Source organism: Streptomyces sp. NPDC001381, from assembly GCF_042895685.1.
In the GTDB taxonomy this organism is placed as follows: Bacteria; Actinomycetota; Actinomycetes; order Streptomycetales; family Streptomycetaceae; genus Streptomyces.
The window spans coordinates 63,060-80,878 of the sequence record NZ_JBIAWO010000008.1; the positions used below are offsets into that span (position 1 = coordinate 63,060).

General features: G+C 72.9%; 13 protein-coding genes. 7 read left to right on the plus strand and 6 right to left on the minus strand.

Annotated features, from left to right (window positions below; all coding sequences use genetic code 11):
• Window positions 1-108 precede the first annotated feature (108 nt).
• Window positions 109-918 (plus strand): GntR family transcriptional regulator, encoded by an 810-nt coding sequence (locus ACFY2L_RS29850; RefSeq protein ID WP_390662490.1) that lies wholly within the window; start codon window positions 109-111, stop codon window positions 916-918.
• 131 nt (window positions 919-1,049) lie between these two features.
• Here ACFY2L_RS29850 and ACFY2L_RS29855 read toward each other — a convergent pair whose 3' ends face one another.
• Window positions 1,050-1,823 carry a hypothetical protein gene (locus ACFY2L_RS29855; RefSeq protein WP_390662489.1) on the minus strand — a complete coding sequence of 258 codons (774 nt, stop codon included), beginning with the start codon at window positions 1,821-1,823 and terminating at the stop codon, window positions 1,050-1,052.
• 152 nt (window positions 1,824-1,975) lie between these two features.
• Window positions 1,976-3,667: a PucR family transcriptional regulator gene (locus tag ACFY2L_RS29860; RefSeq protein ID WP_390662488.1), complete on the minus strand. Its 1,692-nt coding sequence runs from the start codon at window positions 3,665-3,667 to the stop codon at window positions 1,976-1,978.
• A 302-nt stretch (window positions 3,668-3,969) separates the two neighbouring features.
• On the opposite strand from ACFY2L_RS29860, the gene ACFY2L_RS29865 reads away from it, so the two are divergent.
• From ACFY2L_RS29865 to ACFY2L_RS29885, 5 genes are all read left to right on the plus strand, one after another.
• Window positions 3,970-4,860 (plus strand): FAD binding domain-containing protein, encoded by an 891-nt coding sequence (locus tag ACFY2L_RS29865; RefSeq protein WP_390662487.1) that lies wholly within the window; start codon window positions 3,970-3,972, stop codon window positions 4,858-4,860.
• Window positions 4,860-5,429 (plus strand): (2Fe-2S)-binding protein, encoded by a 570-nt coding sequence (locus ACFY2L_RS29870; protein ID WP_390662486.1) that lies wholly within the window; start codon window positions 4,860-4,862, stop codon window positions 5,427-5,429. Before ACFY2L_RS29865 ends, ACFY2L_RS29870 begins: the two co-directional genes overlap by 1 nt.
• Before the next feature lie 5 nt (window positions 5,430-5,434).
• On the plus strand, window positions 5,435-7,855 hold the full coding sequence (locus ACFY2L_RS29875; RefSeq protein ID WP_390823939.1) for a xanthine dehydrogenase family protein molybdopterin-binding subunit: 2,421 nt from the start codon (window positions 5,435-5,437) through the stop codon (window positions 7,853-7,855).
• 351 nt (window positions 7,856-8,206) lie between these two features.
• Window positions 8,207-9,664 (plus strand): NCS2 family permease, encoded by a 1,458-nt coding sequence (locus ACFY2L_RS29880; protein ID WP_390658972.1) that lies wholly within the window; start codon window positions 8,207-8,209, stop codon window positions 9,662-9,664.
• A 173-nt stretch (window positions 9,665-9,837) separates the two neighbouring features.
• Window positions 9,838-10,989: an XdhC family protein gene (locus tag ACFY2L_RS29885; RefSeq protein WP_390823940.1), complete on the plus strand. Its 1,152-nt coding sequence runs from the start codon at window positions 9,838-9,840 to the stop codon at window positions 10,987-10,989.
• Between the two features lie 23 nt (window positions 10,990-11,012).
• On the opposite strand, the gene ACFY2L_RS29890 is transcribed toward ACFY2L_RS29885, so the two are convergent.
• The 4 genes from ACFY2L_RS29890 to ACFY2L_RS29905 form a co-directional block, all read right to left on the minus strand.
• Entirely contained in the window at window positions 11,013-11,453 is a 441-nt protein-coding gene (locus ACFY2L_RS29890) for an SRPBCC family protein (RefSeq protein ID WP_390658970.1), read from the minus strand.
• Between the two features lie 148 nt (window positions 11,454-11,601).
• On the minus strand, window positions 11,602-12,393 hold the full coding sequence (locus ACFY2L_RS29895; protein ID WP_390658969.1) for a polysaccharide deacetylase family protein: 792 nt from the start codon (window positions 12,391-12,393) through the stop codon (window positions 11,602-11,604).
• A gap of 63 nt (window positions 12,394-12,456) precedes the next feature.
• Window positions 12,457-13,905 (minus strand): family 43 glycosylhydrolase, encoded by a 1,449-nt coding sequence (locus tag ACFY2L_RS29900; protein ID WP_390823941.1) that lies wholly within the window; start codon window positions 13,903-13,905, stop codon window positions 12,457-12,459.
• A 41-nt stretch (window positions 13,906-13,946) separates the two neighbouring features.
• Window positions 13,947-15,464: a family 43 glycosylhydrolase gene (locus tag ACFY2L_RS29905; RefSeq protein ID WP_390658967.1), complete on the minus strand. Its 1,518-nt coding sequence runs from the start codon at window positions 15,462-15,464 to the stop codon at window positions 13,947-13,949.
• A gap of 240 nt (window positions 15,465-15,704) precedes the next feature.
• Between ACFY2L_RS29905 and ACFY2L_RS29910 the strand changes: the two genes are divergently transcribed.
• Window positions 15,705-17,777, plus strand: a complete 2,073-nt coding sequence (locus ACFY2L_RS29910; RefSeq protein WP_390824005.1) for a molybdopterin cofactor-binding domain-containing protein — start codon at window positions 15,705-15,707, stop codon at window positions 17,775-17,777.
• Window positions 17,778-17,819: the final 42 nt, after the last annotated feature.

A 17,819-nucleotide genomic window follows, 5' to 3' on the forward strand; every position in this document is an offset into this window, starting at 1 on the left:
GCTGCTTTACGGATTTGAACTGACGGCCACTACGCCTAAGGTGCTTGACGGGCGAGTAACAACCCGCCGTAATCTCCCCAAGTACCGACACGTCCGCCAGGAGGACCCGTGAAGCAGGGCACGCAGGGCTCCGCCGGGACGGGGATCCCCCGGGAGGAACCGGCCCGGGCCCGGGTGCCGGAGCAGCAGCGGGCCGTCTCCTCCCAGGAACTCGAAGGGGAGCGCTGCGGGCCGCGGGGTGCCGCACGCGGGGAGCACACCCACAGCGAGACGCCGATCCCCCGGCCACGGACCGTCGTCCAGCGGGCGTCCGTCCGCGGACAGATCCTCGACGCGCTGCGCACCGCGCTGGTCTCCGGCGAGCTGCGGCCGGGCGAGGTGTACTCGGCGCCGGTCCTCGGCGAGCGCTTCGGTGTCTCGGCGACCCCGGTGCGCGAGGCGATGCAGCAGCTCGCGATGGAGGGCGCCGTCGAGGTCGTGCCCAACCGGGGGTTCCGGGTGGTCGAGCGGGGCGCGCGGGAGCTCGCCGAGCTGGCCGAGGTACGGGCGCTGATCGAGGTGCCGGTGCTGCTGCGGCTGGCCCGCACGGTGCCGCCCGAGCGCTGGGCGGAGCTGCGGCCCCTGGCGGAGGCGACGGTACGGGCGGCGGCGTCCGGCTGCCGGGCGACGTACGCCGAGGCGGACCGCCTCTTCCACCGCGCCCTGCTCGCCCTGGCCGGCAACGAGCAACTGGTCGCCATCGCCGAGGACCTGCACCGGCGCGCCCAGTGGCCGCTGGTCGGCGGGGCCGCCTCCGCGGGGCGTGCCGACCTCGTCGCCGACGCGAGGCAGCACATCGCGCTGCTGGACGCCCTGTCGGCGGGCGAGCCGGACACCGTGCAGGCGCTGGTGCGCAAGCACTGCGCGGGCGCGGCCTGAGCGGCACGGCCGGCTGTCAGCCGTCACACCCGCCCGCCGGGACCCGGTGCGCAAGGGGCGCCTGCCGCGCGACGCCCGGCACGGCGGGCGCGGCCTGAGCGGCGCGTCGTACGGGAAGGTGACGACACGACCTAGGCGGTGGCGGCCGGGGGCGCCAACTGCCGGGCCAGCCAGGTCGGTACGCCGCCCAGCAGCCGGAACAGCCGCCGCGCCTCCTCCCGCAACCGCGAGGCCTCCGGCTCGACCTCGGCGTCCGCGAGGGAGGCGAGTGCCGGAGCCGTCCCCACCAGATAGCCCAACTCCTCCCGGATCCGCAGGGATTCGGCGAAGCCGTGCCGCGCCTCCGCCACCTCCCCGTCCCGCAGGGCCAGTCCGGCGAGATGGCGCCAGGTGAACGACAGCAGCAGGGAGTCCGAGTGGGCCGCGGCCGCCGTGTGGGCGCGCCGGTACGCGGCCCGCGCCGCCTGCGGGGACCGCGCGATGTTCTCGGCGAGCAGCCCCCGCCGGAAGTCCAGCAGCCCCCGCCCGGCCGCGTCCGGCGGGATCAGCGCCGCCGCCCGGCCCAGGGCCGCCCGGGCCTCGTCGACCCGGTCGCGCACCCCGTGCAGCGTGGCCGCGTAGGCGAGTTGCCCCCGTTCGCAGGCGGCCGCCCCCCGCTCCTCGTCGCCGTGCGCCAGCGCCTCCGCCATGCGCAGCGCGTCCTCGGCGTCCTGCCAGCCCTGCTCGGTGTAGAGACAGCGCTCGACGAGCAGCGCGGCCCGCTGGATCGCGCCCGCCGCCGTGTCCTGCGGCAGCAGGGCCGCCGCGTCCGCCCAGCAGGCCCGCGAGCGCAACCGCCACACCGCGGTCTGGAGAGGGTCGTCACCTGCGGTCGTTCCGGTACCAGACATGGCGGAGTACGCCACGTTGCCCTCCCCGAGCGCGCCGTCGAGCCTTGAGTGAGTGGTGGCCGCATCTCAGCACGAATCGCGGCGCCGGGCCAAGGGGGCGGGTGAAGGATTTCACAAAGTCGTGGGACTGTCCGCCCCCCGAGGTTTCGCCCGCGCGGCGCCCCGGGTCAGCTCATGCGCAGTGCCAGGAAGAAATCCAGCTTGTCCTCCAGCCGCGACAGGTCACGACTCGTCAACTGCTCGATCCGGCCGACCCGGTAGCGCAGCGTGTTGACGTGCAGGTGCAGCCGGGAGGCGCAGCGCGTCCACGAGCCGTCGCAGTCCAGGAACGCCTCCAGCGTCGGGATCAGCTCGGCGCGGTGCCGCCGGTCGTAGTCGCGCAGGGGATCCAGCAGCCGGGCCGTGAACGCCCTGCGCACGTCGTCCGGCACGAACGGGAGCAGCAGCACGTGCGAGGCGAGCTCCTGATGGCCCGCCGCGCAGACCCGGCCGGGCCGGGCCGCCGCCACCCGCCGCGCGTGCCGCGCCTCCTCCAGCGCCCCGCGCAGCCCCTCCGCCGAGTGCACGGCCGCGCTGACGCCGAGCGTGAGCCGCCCGTCGCCGTCGAGGCCCGCCGACAGCGGCTCCCGTACGGCCGCCAGCAGCGTGTCGGCGAGGACGCCCGCCTCGGAGCCGTCGTGCTCACTGGAGACCGCCGGCAGCGGGACGAGGGCGACGGCCTCGTCGCCGGTGTGCGCCACGGCGATCCGGTCGGACGGCTCCGGGCCGGTCGCGAGGGGGTCGACCAGGATCTCCTCCAGCAGGGACTGGGTGAGCGGACCGGCCTGCGGGGCCTCGCCGTCGGTGCGGTCCCACTCGACGCGCGCCACGACCACCTGCCAGTGCGGGGCGGCCCCCAGGCCCGGCAGCAGCACCGGCGCTGCCACCCGCAGCCGGGCCGCGATCTCCGCCGGGGCCGCGCCCGTCTGCACCAGCTCCAGCACCTCCTGCGCGAGCCGCCGGCGCACCGTGCGCGCCGCGTCCCGCCGGTCGCGCTCCACCGCGATCAGCTGGGTGACCCCCTGCAGCAGGTCCAGCCGTTCCCCCGGCCAGTCCCCGGCGTCCGCCTCCACGGCCAGCAGCCAGTCCGACAGCAGGCTCTCGCGCACATCCCGCGCACCCCGCGGGCCCTGCGCCGCCCGCCCGCTGCTGCGGATCGGGAACAGCGAGTACGTCGTCCCGCCGACCGCCACCCGGTAGGGTCCGCGCCGGCCGGTGCGGACGGCCGCCAGATGCTCCCCGGCGAGCCGCGCGCACACCTCGGCCGGCAGCGCCGGGCCCGCCACCTTCGAGCCCGCGATCAGCCGGCCGGCGGGGGAGAGGACCCAGGCCCGCAGGTCCAGGTCGGAGCCGAGCAGGTCCAGGACCACGTCCGGTCCGCCGCCCGCCGGGCCCGCGGTCATCATCCGCCGGTGCCGGTCGACCACGGCCGCGAGGTCCCCGGCCCGCTCGCCGCTGACCTGCCGTACGACATGCTCGGTGATCGTCGCGAACGCCACCGACTCGTGCACCGCGAACAGCGGCAGCCGGTGCCGGGCGCATGCCACCACCAGATCGTCGGGCACGTCCCCCAGCTCGGCCTCGCCGGCCGCCAGCGCGGCCACGCCGGCCTGTACCAGGATCCGTACGAACGGCTCGGAGTCGGCGGCGCTCCGGCGCCAGGCCAGGCCGGTCAGCACCAGCTCACCACCGGAGAGGTAGCGGCTGGGGTCCCGCAGGTCGGTGGTCATCACACCGCGCACGGCGCGGTCGAGTTCCTCTTCGCCGCCGAGCAGCCGCAGCCCCAGCGCATCGGTGTCCAGCAGTGCGCGCAGCCGCATCTCGTCGCCGCCGTTCTTCTGTCTCGAAACTACGATGAATCTCTGAGGGACCGATGGGGCGGGGGCCCTGTGGTGTTTCCAGAGGAAAACGAGGAGGTTTCCGGTGGCCTCCGTTCATACGAATCTACAAGATGCCCGTGCTGGCCAGCCAACTCCTTCATGGTTTCCGTGACTGACCCGCTCGGAGCACAGCGCTGTGTACTGGCCCCGTTCCGCGTGAACACCACATCAACGAGCCGGGCCCGCCGCACCGATCTGGCTCATTCCGGACCCCACGACGAAGACGAAGAAGAGAGCCGGTCATGGACTTCCTTCGCCCCGCCAGCTGGGAGGAGGCGCTCGCCGCCAAGGCCGAGCACCCCAGCGCCGTGCCGATTGCGGGTGGCACCGATGTGATGGTGGAGATCAACTTCGACCACCGGCGGCCCGAGTACCTCCTCGACCTCACCCGGGTCGGTGACCTCTACGAGTGGGAGGTCGGCGAGGACAGCGTGCGGCTGGGCGCCTCCGTGCCCTACACCAAGATCATGGAGAACCTGCGGACCGAGCTGCCGGGCCTGGCCCTCGCCTCGCACACGGTGGCCTCCCCGCAGATCCGCAACCGCGGCGGCGTCGGCGGCAACCTCGGCACCGCCTCCCCGGCCGGCGACGCCCACCCCGCTCTCCTCGCGGCTGGCGCCGAGGTCGAGGCCGAGTCCGTGCGCGGCAGCCGCCGCATCCCCATCGACGCGTTCTACACCGGCGTGAAGCGCAACGCGCTCGCCCCGGACGAACTGATCCGCGCGGTCCACGTCAAGAAGGCCGACGGCCCGCAGCAGTACTCCAAGGTGGGCACCCGCAACGCCATGGTCATCGCCGTCTGCGCCTTCGGTCTCGCCCTGCACCCCGAGACCCGCACCGTCCGTACCGGCATCGGCTCGGCCGCCCCCACCCCCGTCCGGGCGAAGACCGCCGAGGAATTCCTCGACGCGGCCCTGGAGGAGGGCGGGTTCTGGGACAACGGAAAGATCATCACCCCGTCGGTCGCCCGGCAGTTCGCGGACCTGTGCTCCGCCGCCTGCAACCCGATCGACGACGTCCGGGGCACCGCGAGCTACCGCCGCCACGCGATCGGCGTCATGGCCCGCCGCACGCTGACCTGGACCTGGGAGTCGTACCGCGGCACCCGCCGCCACACCGAGGGAGCTGCGTGATGCGCGTCAACTTCACCGTCAACGGACGTCCGCAGGAGGCCGACGACGTGTGGGAGGGCGAGTCCCTGCTGTACGTGCTGCGGGAGCGTCTCGGACTGCCCGGCTCGAAGAACGCCTGCGAGCAGGGCGAGTGCGGCTCGTGCACGGTCCGGCTGGACGGCGTACCGGTGTGCGCGTGCCTGGTCGCGGCGGGCCAGGCGGAAGGCCGCGAGGTCGTGACCGTCGAGGGGCTCGCCGCGTACGCCAAGCAGCGCTCCTGCGGCGCCACGAGCGGGACCCCGCTCGACGAGGCCAGGGGATGGCAGGCCAAGGGCGCCGACTCCCAGACCGGCGCCGGCACCGAACTCTCACCGGTCCAGCAGGCGTTCATCGACGCCGGCGCGGTCCAGTGCGGCTTCTGCACCCCCGGCCTGCTGGTCGCCGCAGACGAGATGCTGGAGCGCCACCCGAACCCGACCGACGCGGACATCCGCGAGGCACTGTCGGGCAACCTGTGCCGCTGCACCGGCTACGAGAAGATCATGGACGCGGTCCGCCTCGCGGCCGCCCGGCAGTCAGAGGCGGTCTGATCCCGATGCCCTCCCCCCATCTCGGCTCCGCTCGAGCGGGAAGTGCCCCCGTCGGCACTCCCACCAAGATCACCCAGGGCTCGCAGACCCGGGGCGGCATCGGCGAGTCGACCCTCCGCCCGGACGGCATCCTCAAGGTCACCGGCGAGTTCGCGTACTCGTCCGACCTGTGGCACGAGGACATGCTCTGGGGCCAGATCCTGCGCTCCCCGGTCGCCCACGCCGAGATCGTCTCGATCGACACCGCCGAGGCCCTCGCCATGCCCGGCGTGTACGCCGTCATGACCTACGACGACCTGCCGACCGATGTGCGCACCTACGGCCTGGAGATCCAGGACACCCCGGTCCTCGCCCACGGCAAGGTGCGCCACCACGGCGAGCCGGTCGCGATCGTCGCCGCCGACCACCCCGAGACCGCCCGCCGGGCCGCCGCCAAGATCAAGGTCGAGTACCGAGAGCTGCCGGTCGTCACCGACGAGGCCTCCGCGACCGCCCCCGACGCGGTCCTCGTCCACAAGAACCGCACCGATCACCACGCCGCCCACGTCCCGCACCCCAACGTCCTCCACCGCCAGCCGATCGTCCGCGGCGACGCGGCGGCAGCCGCCGCGCGGGCCGACGTGATCGTCCGGGGCGAGTACACCTTCGGCATGCAGGACCAGGCCTTCCTCGGCCCCGAGTCCGGTCTCGCCGTGCCCGAGGAGGACGGCGGCGTCCACCTGTACATCGCCACCCAGTGGCTGCACAGCGACCTGCGCCAGATGGCCCCCGTGCTCGGTCTCCCCCCGGAGAAGGTGCGGATGACGCTGGCCGGTGTCGGCGGCGCGTTCGGCGGCCGCGAGGACCTGTCCATGCAGATCCACGCCTGCCTGCTGGCCCTGCGCACCGGCAAGCCCGTCAAGATCGTCTACAACCGCTTCGAGTCCTTCTTCGGGCACGTCCACCGCCACCCCGCCAAGCTGTCCTACGAACACGGCGCCACCCGCGAGGGCAAGCTGACCCACGTCAGGTGCCGGATCGTCCTGGACGGCGGCGCGTACGCCTCGGCCAGCCCGGCCGTGGTCGGCAACGCCGCCTCGCTCGGCATCGGTCCCTACGCCGTCGACGACGTCGACATCGAGGCCGTCGCCCTCTACACCAACAACCCGCCCTGCGGCGCGATGCGCGGCTTCGGCGCGGTCCAGGCGTGCTTCGCCTACGAGGCGCAGATGGACAAGGTGGCGAAGGAACTCGGCATGGACCCGGTGGAGTTCCGGCAGCTCAACGCCATGGAACAGGGCACCCTCATGCCGACCGGGCAGCCGGTCGACTCCCCGGCGCCGGTCGCCGAACTCCTGCGCCGCGTCAAGGCGATGCCGCTGCCGCCCGAGCGTCAGTGGGAGAGCAGCGAGGGCGCCGACGTACGGCAGCTGCCCGGCGGCCTCTCCAACACCACCCACGGCGAGGGCGTCGTACGCGGCATCGGCTACGCGGTCGGCATCAAGAACGTCGGCTTCTCCGAGGGCTTCGACGACTACTCCACCGCCCGGGTCCGCATGGAGGTCGTCGCCGGCCGGCCCGTGGCCACCGTGCACACCGCGATGGCGGAGGTCGGCCAGGGCGGTGTCACCGTCCACGCGCAGATCGCCCGCACCGAGCTGGGCGTCGGCCAGGTGACGATCAACCCGGCCGACACCAGGGTGGGCAGCGCCGGTTCGACGTCGGCCTCGCGGCAGACCTACGTCACCGGCGGCGCCGTGAAGAACGCCTGTGAGATCGTCCGCGAGAAGGTCCTGGAGATCGGGCGCCGCAAGTTCGGCTCCCACCACCCCGCCTGGGCCACCGCCGAACTGCTCCTGGAGGGCGGCAAGGTGGTCACCGACGGCGGCGAGGTGCTCGCCGACCTGGTGGACGTCCTCGGCGAGGAGGCCGTCGAGGTCGAGGAGGAGTGGCGGCACCGCCCCACCGAGCCCTTCGACCTGCGCACCGGACAGGGCAACGGCCATGTGCAGTACAGCTTCGCCGCGCACCGGGCGGTCGTCGAGGTCGACACCGAGCTGGGCCTGGTCAAGGTGATCGAGCTGGCCTGCGCCCAGGACGTCGGCAAGGCGCTCAACCCGCTGTCCGTCCTCGGCCAGATCCAGGGCGGCACGACCCAGGGCCTGGGCGTGGCGGTGATGGAGGAGATCATCGTCGACCCGAAGACGGCGAAGGTGAAGAACCCCTCCTTCACCGACTACCTCATCCCCACGATCCTCGACACGCCGACCATTCCGGTCGACGTGCTCGAACTCGCCGACCATCACGCCCCGTACGGGCTGCGCGGTGTCGGCGAGGCCCCGACCCTGTCGTCCACTCCGGCGGTCCTCGCGGCCATCCGGAACGCGACCGGGCTCGCGCTCGACCGCACGCCGGTGCGTCCGGAGCACCTCACCGGCACCGCGTGACACAGTGCCGGGGGGGGGGGGGGGGGGGGGGGGGGGGGGGGGGGGGGGCGGCCCCCGGGGGGGGGGGGGCCCGCCCCCCCCCCCCGCCCGCCGCCCCCCCCCCGGGGGGGGGGGCGGCCGCCCCCCCCCCGCGGGGGGGCGGGGGGCCCCCCCCCCCCGCCCGGCCCCCCCCGGGGGGGGGGCGGGGGGGGGGCCCCCGCGGGGCCCCCCCCCCCCCCCCCGCGGCACTGGCACCCAGCTCGTTCGTCTCGGGCCGTCCCCCGGGTCGTGCGGCCGCACCACCTTCCCAAATCCCGCGGCAGCCGGTGCGGTTGCCGCGGGTGCCCCTGTGAACCTTGGGAGTAGGCCCACATGACCCAGCAGTCACTGGATCCCGGGAACACGGACGACGACGCGGGTGACGGCACCCGCGTCCCGGCCGTACCGTCCCGGCTCGACCGGTACTTCCACATCTCCCGGCGTGGATCCACGGTCGCGCGCGAACTGCGCGGCGGCGTCACCACCTTCATGGCGATGGCGTACATCCTCCTGCTCAACCCCCTGATCCTGTCCGGGAAGGACGTGGCCGGGGACACCCTCGGCCGGCAGGCGCTGATCACCGCGACCGCGCTCGCGGCGGCCTGCACGACACTGCTGATGGGCTTCTTCGGCAAGGTGCCCCTCGCCCTCGCCGCCGGTCTCTCGGTCTCCGGCGTGCTGTCCTCCCAGGTCGCCCCGCAGATGACCTGGCCGCAGGCGATGGGCATGTGCGTGCTGTACGGCACGGTCATCATGCTGCTCGTCGTCACCGGCCTGCGCGAGATGATCATGAACGCGATACCGCTCGCGCTCAAGCACGGCATCACGATGGGCATCGGCCTGTTCATCGCCCTCATCGGCTTCTACAAGTCCGGCTTCGTGCACCAGGGCGAGGCGACCCCGGTCACCCTGGGCCCGGCGGGCGAACTGGCCGGCTGGCCGGTGCTGTTGTTCGCCGGCACGCTGCTCCTCATCTTCATGCTCCAGGCCCGGAACGTCCCCGGCGCCATCCTCGTCGGCATCGCCGGCGGCACGGTCGTCGCGGCGATCCTCAACGCCGCCGGGGTCGTCGACGCGAAGCAGTGGGCGGCCGGCGCCCCCGAACTGCACGGCGGCGCCGTGTCGACGCCCGACTTCTCGCTCTTCGGGAACGTGGAGTTCGGCGGCTGGGGCGAGGTCGGCGCGATGACCGTGGGCGTGATCGTCTTCACGCTCGTCCTCGCGGGCTTCTTCGACGCGATGGCCACCATCATCGGCGTCGGCACCGAGGCGAAGCTCGCCGACGACGAGGGCCGGATGCCGGGCCTGTCGAAGGCGCTGTTCATCGACGGCGCCGGCGGTGCCATCGGCGGCGTGGCGGGCGGCTCCGGCCAGACGGTCTTCATCGAGTCGGCGACCGGCGTGGGCGAGGGCGCCCGTACCGGTCTCGCCTCGGTCGTCACCGGCCTGCTCTTCGCCGCGTGCCTGTTCTTCACCCCGCTCACCGCGCTCGTCCCGCAGGAGGTCGCGTCCGCCGCGCTGGTCGTCATCGGCGCGATGATGCTGACCAACGCACGGCACGTCGACTGGACCGACAGGGCCACCGCGATCCCGGTGTTCCTGACCGTCGTCCTGATGCCGTTCACCTACACCATCACCACGGGCGTCGCCGCCGGCGTCATCTCGTACACGGCCATCAAGGCGGCTCAGGGCAGGTTCCGGGACATCGGTGCCTTCATGTGGGGTCTGTCAGGCATCTTCCTGGTCTATTTCGCCCTCCATCCCCTTGAGAGCTGGCTGGGCGTGCGTTAGGGGGTGTTTCGAAAGTCCCGCACAGCACCCGCGGCGCCCGGCACGCACCCTCGCCGCACCGGACACCGCGGGCACCGCACAGGACTTTCGAAACACCCCCTAGGGCCTGTCGGGAACGTGCCGCCGGCCGCGCGACCGCATTCCACATCACCGCCGTTCGAGGAGACCGAGACATGCTGGACATCGCCGAAGAGCTGAACCGGTGGGCCGGGCAGGGCCGTGACTTCGCCGTCGCCACCGTGGTGGCCGTCGGCGGCAGCGCGCCCCGCCGGCCGGGCGCCGCCCTCGCGGTGGACGCCGACGGCACGGCGGTCGGCTCGGTCTCCGGCGGCTGTGTGGAGAGCGCGGTGTACGACCTGTGCCAACAGGCGCTGGCGGACGGCGCACCGGTCCTGGAACGCTTCGGCTACAGCGACGACGACGCCTTCGCCGTGGGCCTCACCTGCGGCGGCGTCATCGACGTCCTCGTCACCCCGGTGCGGGCCGGTGACCCGGTCCGCCCGGTGGTCGAGGCCGCGCTGGCCGCCGCCGCGCGCGGCGAGGCGTCGGCGCTGGCCCGCGTCGTCGAGGGGCCGGCCGACCTCGTCGGCCGCGCGCTCCTCGTCCGCCCCGACGGGTCGTGCACGGGTGGCTTCGGCGGCCGTCCCGAACTGGACCGCACGGTGGCCGCCGAGGCCGGCGCCTTCCTCCAGGCCGGCCGCACCGGCACCCTGGAACTCGGCGAGCAGGGCTCCCGCTGCGGGACCCCGCTGACCGTCCTGGTCGAGTCGTCGGTCCCGCCGCCCCGCATGATCGTGTTCGGCGCGATCGACTTCGCGTCGGCGCTGGTGCGGGTCGGCAAGTTCCTCGGCCACCATGTGACGGTGTGCGACGCCCGGCCCGTCTTCGCGACCGCGGCCCGCTTCCCGGAGGCGGACGAGATCGTCGTCGAGTGGCCGCACACCTACCTGGAGCGCACGGAGGTGGACGCCCGGACGGTGCTGTGCGTGCTGACCCACGACGCCAAGTTCGACGTGCCCCTGCTCCAGGTGGCGCTGCGCCTCCCGGTCGCCTACGTCGGCGCGATGGGCTCCCGCAGGACCCACCTGGACCGCGACGCCCGGCTGCGGGCGGCGGGGGTCACCGAACTCGAGCTGACCCGGCTGCGCTCACCCATCGGCCTCGACCTGGGAGCCCGTACCCCCGAGGAGACGGCCCTGTCGATCGCCGCCGAGATCGTCGCGGCCCGCCGTGGCGGCAGCGGCATCCCGCTGACCGGCGCGCACACGCCGATCCACCACGACACGGCGCCGGCCCCCACGGGACGGATCGGCTCGGTGGCCTGAGCGTGCCGCCGGCGCCGGTGTCCTCACCGCCTGCGCAGCAGCCGGTTCACCGCACGGCCGAACACCGCGCGGGCCGTGGTGCGCACGAGTGGGTCGAAGGGCGAGGGGAGGAAGCGGATCCGCAGCTCCTCGCGCCACACGACCCGCGTCCGGCCGCCGGGGCCCGGCCACACCTCGATCTCGGCCCAGCCCCGGACCATCCGGCCGCGTTTCTCCAGCCGGCACCGGCCCGGCTCGTCGTCGGCCGGCGGATGCCACACGGTGACCTCCATCCGGTCGTCGAGGGCGAACGGGCCGAGCCCCGAGCGCGCCACGAACACGGTGCCCTCGCCGGCCGGCGGGGGAGTGACCACGGTGACGCGGGTCAGGGGCACCACCTCGCCGTGCCGGTGCCACTCGGTGAGCCGGCGCCAGGCCTCTTCGAGAGAGAGCGGGGCGGTGCGTTCGAGCTGGAAGTTGACCACGCGTTGATCGTAGGGAGTCCGGGCGGCGCGGCGGCGCGTTCCGCCGCGGCTCACGGGCCGGCGTCACCCGAGCCCCGTGCCCGTCGTACGCCCGTACGGCACCGTGAGCCGGGCCCGGCCCCCGCCCGACCGCGCCCCGCCCGCTGCGTCAGCGGTAGACCTCGCCCGGCTCCGCCGTGCCCGGTGCGAGCAACTGCGGCACGGTGACGAACACGTAGCCCCGCTCCTTCAGGGCGTCGATGATCCCGGGGACGGCCGGCACGGTGCCGTCGTAGAGGTCGTGCAGCAGGATGATGCCGTCCCGGTCGGCCTGGGCGAGCACGCGCTCGCGGATCAGTGCGGAGTCGGTCGTCGCGTAGTCCTTGGCGGTCACCGTCCACAGCACCTCCGCGAGTCCCAGCTCGCGGGAGATCTCGTGCACGGTGTCGTTGGTACGGCCCTGCGGTGGGCGCATCAGGGTGGGCCGGCGGCCGGTGAGGCGCTCTATCTCGTCGTTGGGGCGCCGGAGTTCCTCCCGTATCTCGTCCGGCTCGATCCGCGTGAGGATCCGGTGGTCCCAGGTGTGGCTGGCCACCTCGTGCCCCTCGTCGGCCATGCGGCGGACGAGTTCCGGGTACTTCTCGATGTGCCGTTTCCCCAGCAGGAAGAAGGTCGCCGGGACCTGTCTCTCCTTCAGGATGTCCAGCAGGCGGGCGGAGTTCTCGCTGGGTCCGGCGTCGAAGGTGAGCGCGATGCACTTCACCTCACGGCAGTCGACCGCGCCCATTCGGGCGGCGGCCTGGGCGGTCGCCGCGGGACGGGCGCGGGCGGCGCTGGGAGCGGTGGTGTCGAGACCGCCGCAGCCGCTGAGGACGACCGCCAGGCAGGTGGCCGCCGCCGAGACGGCGACGGCACGCAACCCGGCCCCCGTTTTCTTCATCTTCCTGGTCAGAGAAGCCATGCCGCGACTATACATAGAGCGTATACACCCTATGTATAGTCGCAGGATGGTGCCCTCAGCGCCTCACTGGGCGTAGAAAGTGGCGTCCCCCCGGTCCGTCGCCGTGCTCGGTGTCCGCACGTACAGCAGGTAGTTGTAGTGCCGGACGTAACGGCCCGGGTAGTTGTACGACTCGTACGAGACCCCCGCCGAGTCGGCGAGCCCGGCCCGCTGGAAGAAGCTGGCGTCGGACGCGAACGCCGACGTGCCGTCGTTCTTCTCCAGCCACACCTCGTAGTTCTTGTGCCGCAGGTAGTAGCCGGGGAAGTTGGCCGACTCCAGCGAGACGGTGCCCGTCCCCGCGAGCCCGGTCACCACCCGGAACTGCGAGTCCGCGAGCGGGCTGACGTTCGCCTCGATCTTCGCGCGGTACTCCCAGTGGCGGATGAACCGGTCGGTGTAGTTGAAGGAGGAGAACCGCTGCGGGGTGACCCCGTCCGCCACCGGGATGCCGAAGTCCGGGGTGCCGTCCGCCTTCCAGTACACCTTCTGCACCCGGGTGCGCCGGTTGGGGTCGTTCAGCGGGTCGCCGGAGATGTCCTTGTAGCTGCGGTCGTGGTACACGACGATGTCGGACCTGCCGTCCTCGGAGACGGTGAAGGAGTTGTGGCCCGGCCCGTACTGCGAGGTCGCGTCACTCGACTTGAAGACCGGCTGCGCACCCTTCGTCCAGGACGCCGGGCTGGTCAGGTCCGCCGTCGCGGACGCGGTCAGCATCCCCAGGCAGTAGTTGGCGTCGGTGGCGCTCGCCGAGTAGGTCATGAAGACCTTGCCGCCGTGCTGGATCACCGCCGGGCCCTCGTTGACCTTGTAGCCCACCGTCTCCCAGGACAGGGTCGGCTGCGAGATCTCCGCCGGAGTCCCGGAGATCGTCCAGGGGTTGGCCATCTTCGCGATGAACAGGCTGGTGTTGTTGTCCTCGGACGGGTTGTGCTGCGCCCACGCGAGATAGCGGACGCCGTTCACCACGAAGGTGGTGGCGTCCAGGGAGAAGCTCTCCCAAGTGGTCTTGATCTGGCCCTTCTCGGTCCAGGTCGCGGTCAGCGGGTTGGCGCCGGTGCCTTCGAGGACGTACATCCGGATCGCCCACACGTCGGACGTCGACCCGGCCGCGAAGTACACGTACCACTTGCCGTCGATGAAGTGGATCTCCGGCGCCCAGATGTGCGCGCCCATGATCCCGCTGCTGTGCCTGGTCCAGATGGTGACCTCCTGGGCCGTCGACAGGCCCTGGATGGTCGTCGCCCGGCGCAGCACGATCCGGTCGTACTCCGGGACGGTGGCGGTGAAGTAGTAGTAGCCGTCGGCGTGTTTGAAGATGTGCGGGTCGGCCCGCTTCTCCGCGACCGGGTTGGTGTACGTCACGGCGGGGGAGTCGGGCACGGCGGCATGGGCGGGCGCGCCCGGGCCGGTGAGGGCGGCCGCGAGGGCGACGAGGACGGCCAGGAGCAGCCGTACGGCGCTGCGTCTCAAGGGGGTTCTCCAATGAGGGGGAGTGCTGCGGGGGGTGGGGGTCAGGTGGTGGGCACCAGGCGCCACTGCTGGCAGTTGTTGTTCAGCCAGGTCCACTGCCGCACGTCGGTGCCGTTCGCCGTTCCGCAGTCCGCCACGTCGGCGACCTTGCCGCTGTTCTCGTTGACGATCCGGACGTAGTCGCCGGTCGCGGTGAACACCAGGCGGAACCGCTGGCACTTGTTGTTCAGCCAGGTCCACTGGCGCAGGTCGGCGCCGTCGGCGGTGGAGCAGTCGGCGGTGTCCATCACGCCGCCCGACGCCACGTTCACCAGCCGGTGGGTGTCGTCGCCGAGGTCCTCCACCTTCCACTTCTGGTTGGTTCCGCCGTTGCAGGTCCACTGGAGGACGTCGGTGCCGTTGGCCGTGGAACCTCCTTCGAGGTCCAGGCACTTGCCGCTGTTGCGGTTGACGAGGGTGTACGCCGTCGGGGTCGCCGCCGACTCCCCGGACGGGCCGGGCAGGCTCGTGCCGAGCGCGACCGGAGTGCCGAAGTCCGGAGTGCCGTCGGCCTTCCAGGAGAACTTCTGGGCCCGGGTCGTACGGCCGTTGCCGCAGCCGCCGCTGGCGGAGGAGTTGGCGTGGTAGACGATCCAGTTCTCCGTGCCGTCCGGCGAGCTGAAGAAGCCGTTGTGGCCGGGGCCGTAGACCCCGTTGGCGTCACTGCGCTGGAAGACGGGGGTCTGGGTCTTCGTCCAGGAGGACGCGCTCAGCGGGTCGGAGCCGGTGAGTTCGAGCAGACCCAGCTTGTAGTCGGCCGTGGTGCAGTAACTCGCGGAGAACGTGAGGAACGTACGGCCGCCGTGGTAGAGCGGCTCGGGGCCCTCGTTCACCGCCGCGCCGGACGTCTCCCAGCTCAGGGTGGGGCTGGAGATGATCGTGAAGGTGTTGCTGGACAGCGTGTACGGGTTGCTCATCGGCGCGATGACCAGGCTCTGCTTGCTTCCGTTGATGAAGCCGCTGCCGACGAGATACAGCTTGCCGTTCGCCTGGAGCACGCTCGCGTCGATCAGCCAGCCGCCGGGGGTGAGGTTGGAGCCGGTGAGCGAGCCCTTGTAGGTGTAGGGGCCGAGCGGGTCGGTGCCGGCGCTCTCCAGGACATGGGTGCGCTGGGAGTCGCAGCAGGAGACGCCGCTCTGGCCGGCCGAGTAGTAGAGATACCAGTGGCCGTTGAACTGGTGGATCTCCGGCGCCCAGATGTTGGTGTTGCGGGTGGAGGTGGTGTCCGACCAGACCTGCACGTTGGGCGCGGTGGCGAGGCCCGCCAGGGTCGGCGCCTTGCGCATGCCGAGGACGCCGGTGAACGTCGTCGTGATCAGGTAGTAGTTGCCGTCGTAGTACTCCAGCCAGGGGTCCGCGCCCTTGGCCGACTTCAGCGGGTTGGTGTACGGGCGGCCGTCCGCCGCGGACACCGGCTGGGTCGCGGCCACCAGGGCCACGAGGAGTGCCAGCACACAGACGAGCCAGGGTCTGCGGCGCACTGCCGGCACGCCGGGGCGCGGACCAAACATCCGAGGCATACAGGACCGTCCCTTGTCCGTAATTTCGAACGCAGTTCGTAACTTCGGCCAGAAGATAGGGGGCGTGCATGTCCCCGTCAATGCTTTCGACCGATGCGGCAGCCCCCCGCACGGGGTGGCGGGGCGTCACTTCGCCCCGCGCAGGCAACCTCGCGGGGCGCCGGCCCCTCCTAGGAGACGAACCCCACGGAACCCGAACAGGAGTGCCCGGTGGCCCCTCAGCTGTCCCGCCGCAGGTTCATGGTCCACACCCTCGCGGCGTCCACCCTGATCGTCGCGGCCCCCCTCGCCTGCGACTCCTCCTCCGCGGAGGGCGCCGAGCCCGCCCGCCGCTCCTCCGACGTCCTGGTGACCGGCACCGACGAGGAGATGCTGGTCCTCGAGGTCACCGAGGCCAACCGGATCGTCGTACGGCTGCCGCGGGTCGAGGTCGGACAGGGCGTCACCACCGCGGTCGCAATGATGATCGCCGAGGAACTGGACGCCCGGCTCGCCGACATCGACATCCCCCTTGCCGACGCCCGGACCAAGGGCAACCAGTACACCGGCGGTTCCAGCTCGGTCCGGTCCCTGTACGGCCCGGCCCGCGAACTGGCCGCCACCGCGCGGGCCAGGCTGGTCACCGCGGCGGCCCGGCTCTGGCACGTCCCCGCGCGTGCCCTGCGCACCAAGGACACGAAGGTGTACGCGCCGGACGGCCGCTCGGCCACCTTCGGCTACCTGACGGGATACGCCGCGGCGATCCGGGTGCCCGCGGTGTCGGCCGCACCCAAGCCGGCCTCCCGGCACCGGGTGATCGGGCGGCCCACGAACCGGATCGACGCCCGGGACATCGTCACCGGCGCGGCGAAGTACGCCGGGGACCTGGCGGTCGCCGGGGCCAAGCCGACGGTCGTGGCCCGCCCGCCCACGCTCGGCGGCACGGTGGTGTCCGTCGACGACCGGGCGGCGCGGGCGATGCCCGGCGTGCACGCGGTGGTGCGGGTCGCGGGCGGGGTCGCCGTGGTGGCGGAGTCGTTCCACCACGCCTTCAAGGCCCGGGACGCCCTGGAGATCACCTGGGCGCCCGGGCCGCTCGTGGGGCTGTCCGACGCCGCGATCCGCCGGCGGCTGCGGGCCGCCGTACCCCGCCTCGGTACGCCGCCGGGCGGATCGGCCCAGGTGGAGGCCGAGTTCGAGTTCGCGTTCGTCGGCCATGCGCCGATGGAGGTGCTGACCGCGGTGGCGGACGTCCGGGCCGCCCGGGCCGAGATCTGGTTCTCCTCGCAGACCCCGATGGACGCGCGCGACAGCATCGCCTCGGCGGTCGGGCTGCCCGCGTCGAAGGTGAAGGTCCACGTCCTGCGCGGCGGCGGCTCGTTCGGCCGCCGGCTCGACTCCGACGCCGCCCTGGAGGCGGCCCTGATCTCCAAGGCGGCCCGCCGGCCGGTCAAGCTGATGTGGAGCCGCGCCGACGACATCCGGCACGGCCGGATGCGCCCGGCCGGCCATCACCGCGTCCGCGCCAGCCTCGCGCGCGGCCGGGTGGTGGCCTTCGCCCACGCGACGGCCTCGGTGAGCCAGGCCTACGAGGGGGCGGGCGCCGTGCGTCCGGCGTCCTTCGCGTCGGCGGCCGGGCCGCTGCCCAGCGACAGCGGCCTGTACAACTTCGGCCGTCTGTCCGGGGACTCGGGCTCCGTGGAGCTGGCGATACCGCTGGGCGCCTGGCGGTCGGTGGACTCGGGGACCGTACGGACGGCGGAGGAGATCGTCGTCGACGAGATCGCCGCCCGGCTGGGGAAGGACCCGGTCGCCTTCCGGCGCGCGACCTTGCGGAACAAGGCCGTCAGAGCGGTGCTCGACAAGGCGGCCGCCGCCGGTCACTGGGGCCGCGCCCTGCCGGCCGGCCGGGCGCAGGGCGTCGCCGTCCACGAGGAGTACGGCTCCTGCGTGGCCTGCCTCGCGGAGATCGACGCGACCGACCCGCACCACCCCCGGGTGACCAGGGTGGTGATGGCCGCCGACGTCGGCACCGCCGTCAACCCCCGCGGCCTGGAGGCCCAGCTCATGGGCACCGCCGTCGACGGCATCTCCACCGTCCTCACGGCCGGTCTGCACATCGACCGCGGCGCCGTCCGCGAGAGCAGCTACGCCGACTTCCACTACGCCCGCCAGCGCGACGCCCCGCTCCGCTTCGAGGCGCACATCATGCCCTCGCACGGGGAGCCGGGCGGCGCGGGCGAACTCGGTGTCCCGGCCGCGGCGGGCGCCGTCGCCAACGCCTACGCCCGGGCCACCGGCACCAAGCCCCGCCGCTTCCCGCTCAACTTCTGAACACGACCACTGCCGCGACCACGTGTGAACGCCCCACTTCTC

Bases quoted from the DNA above. Each gene is read 5' to 3' on its own strand.
- ACFY2L_RS29875 (WP_390823939.1), top strand. From the start codon at position 5,435: ATGCCCTCCCCCCATCTCGGCTCCGCTCGAGCGGGAAGTGCCCCCGTC.
- ACFY2L_RS29880 (WP_390658972.1), top strand. From the start codon at position 8,207: ATGACCCAGCAGTCACTGGATCCCGGGAACACGGACGACGACGCGGGT.
- ACFY2L_RS29885 (WP_390823940.1), top strand. From the start codon at position 9,838: ATGCTGGACATCGCCGAAGAGCTGAACCGGTGGGCCGGGCAGGGCCGT.
- ACFY2L_RS29870 (WP_390662486.1), top strand. From the start codon at position 4,860: ATGCGCGTCAACTTCACCGTCAACGGACGTCCGCAGGAGGCCGACGAC.
- ACFY2L_RS29865 (WP_390662487.1), top strand. From the start codon at position 3,970: ATGGACTTCCTTCGCCCCGCCAGCTGGGAGGAGGCGCTCGCCGCCAAG.
- ACFY2L_RS29905 (WP_390658967.1), bottom strand. From the start codon at position 15,464: ATGCCTCGGATGTTTGGTCCGCGCCCCGGCGTGCCGGCAGTGCGCCGC.
- ACFY2L_RS29910 (WP_390824005.1), top strand. From the start codon at position 15,705: ATGGTCCACACCCTCGCGGCGTCCACCCTGATCGTCGCGGCCCCCCTC.
- ACFY2L_RS29895 (WP_390658969.1), bottom strand. From the start codon at position 12,393: ATGGCTTCTCTGACCAGGAAGATGAAGAAAACGGGGGCCGGGTTGCGT.
- ACFY2L_RS29860 (WP_390662488.1), bottom strand. From the start codon at position 3,667: ATGCGGCTGCGCGCACTGCTGGACACCGATGCGCTGGGGCTGCGGCTG.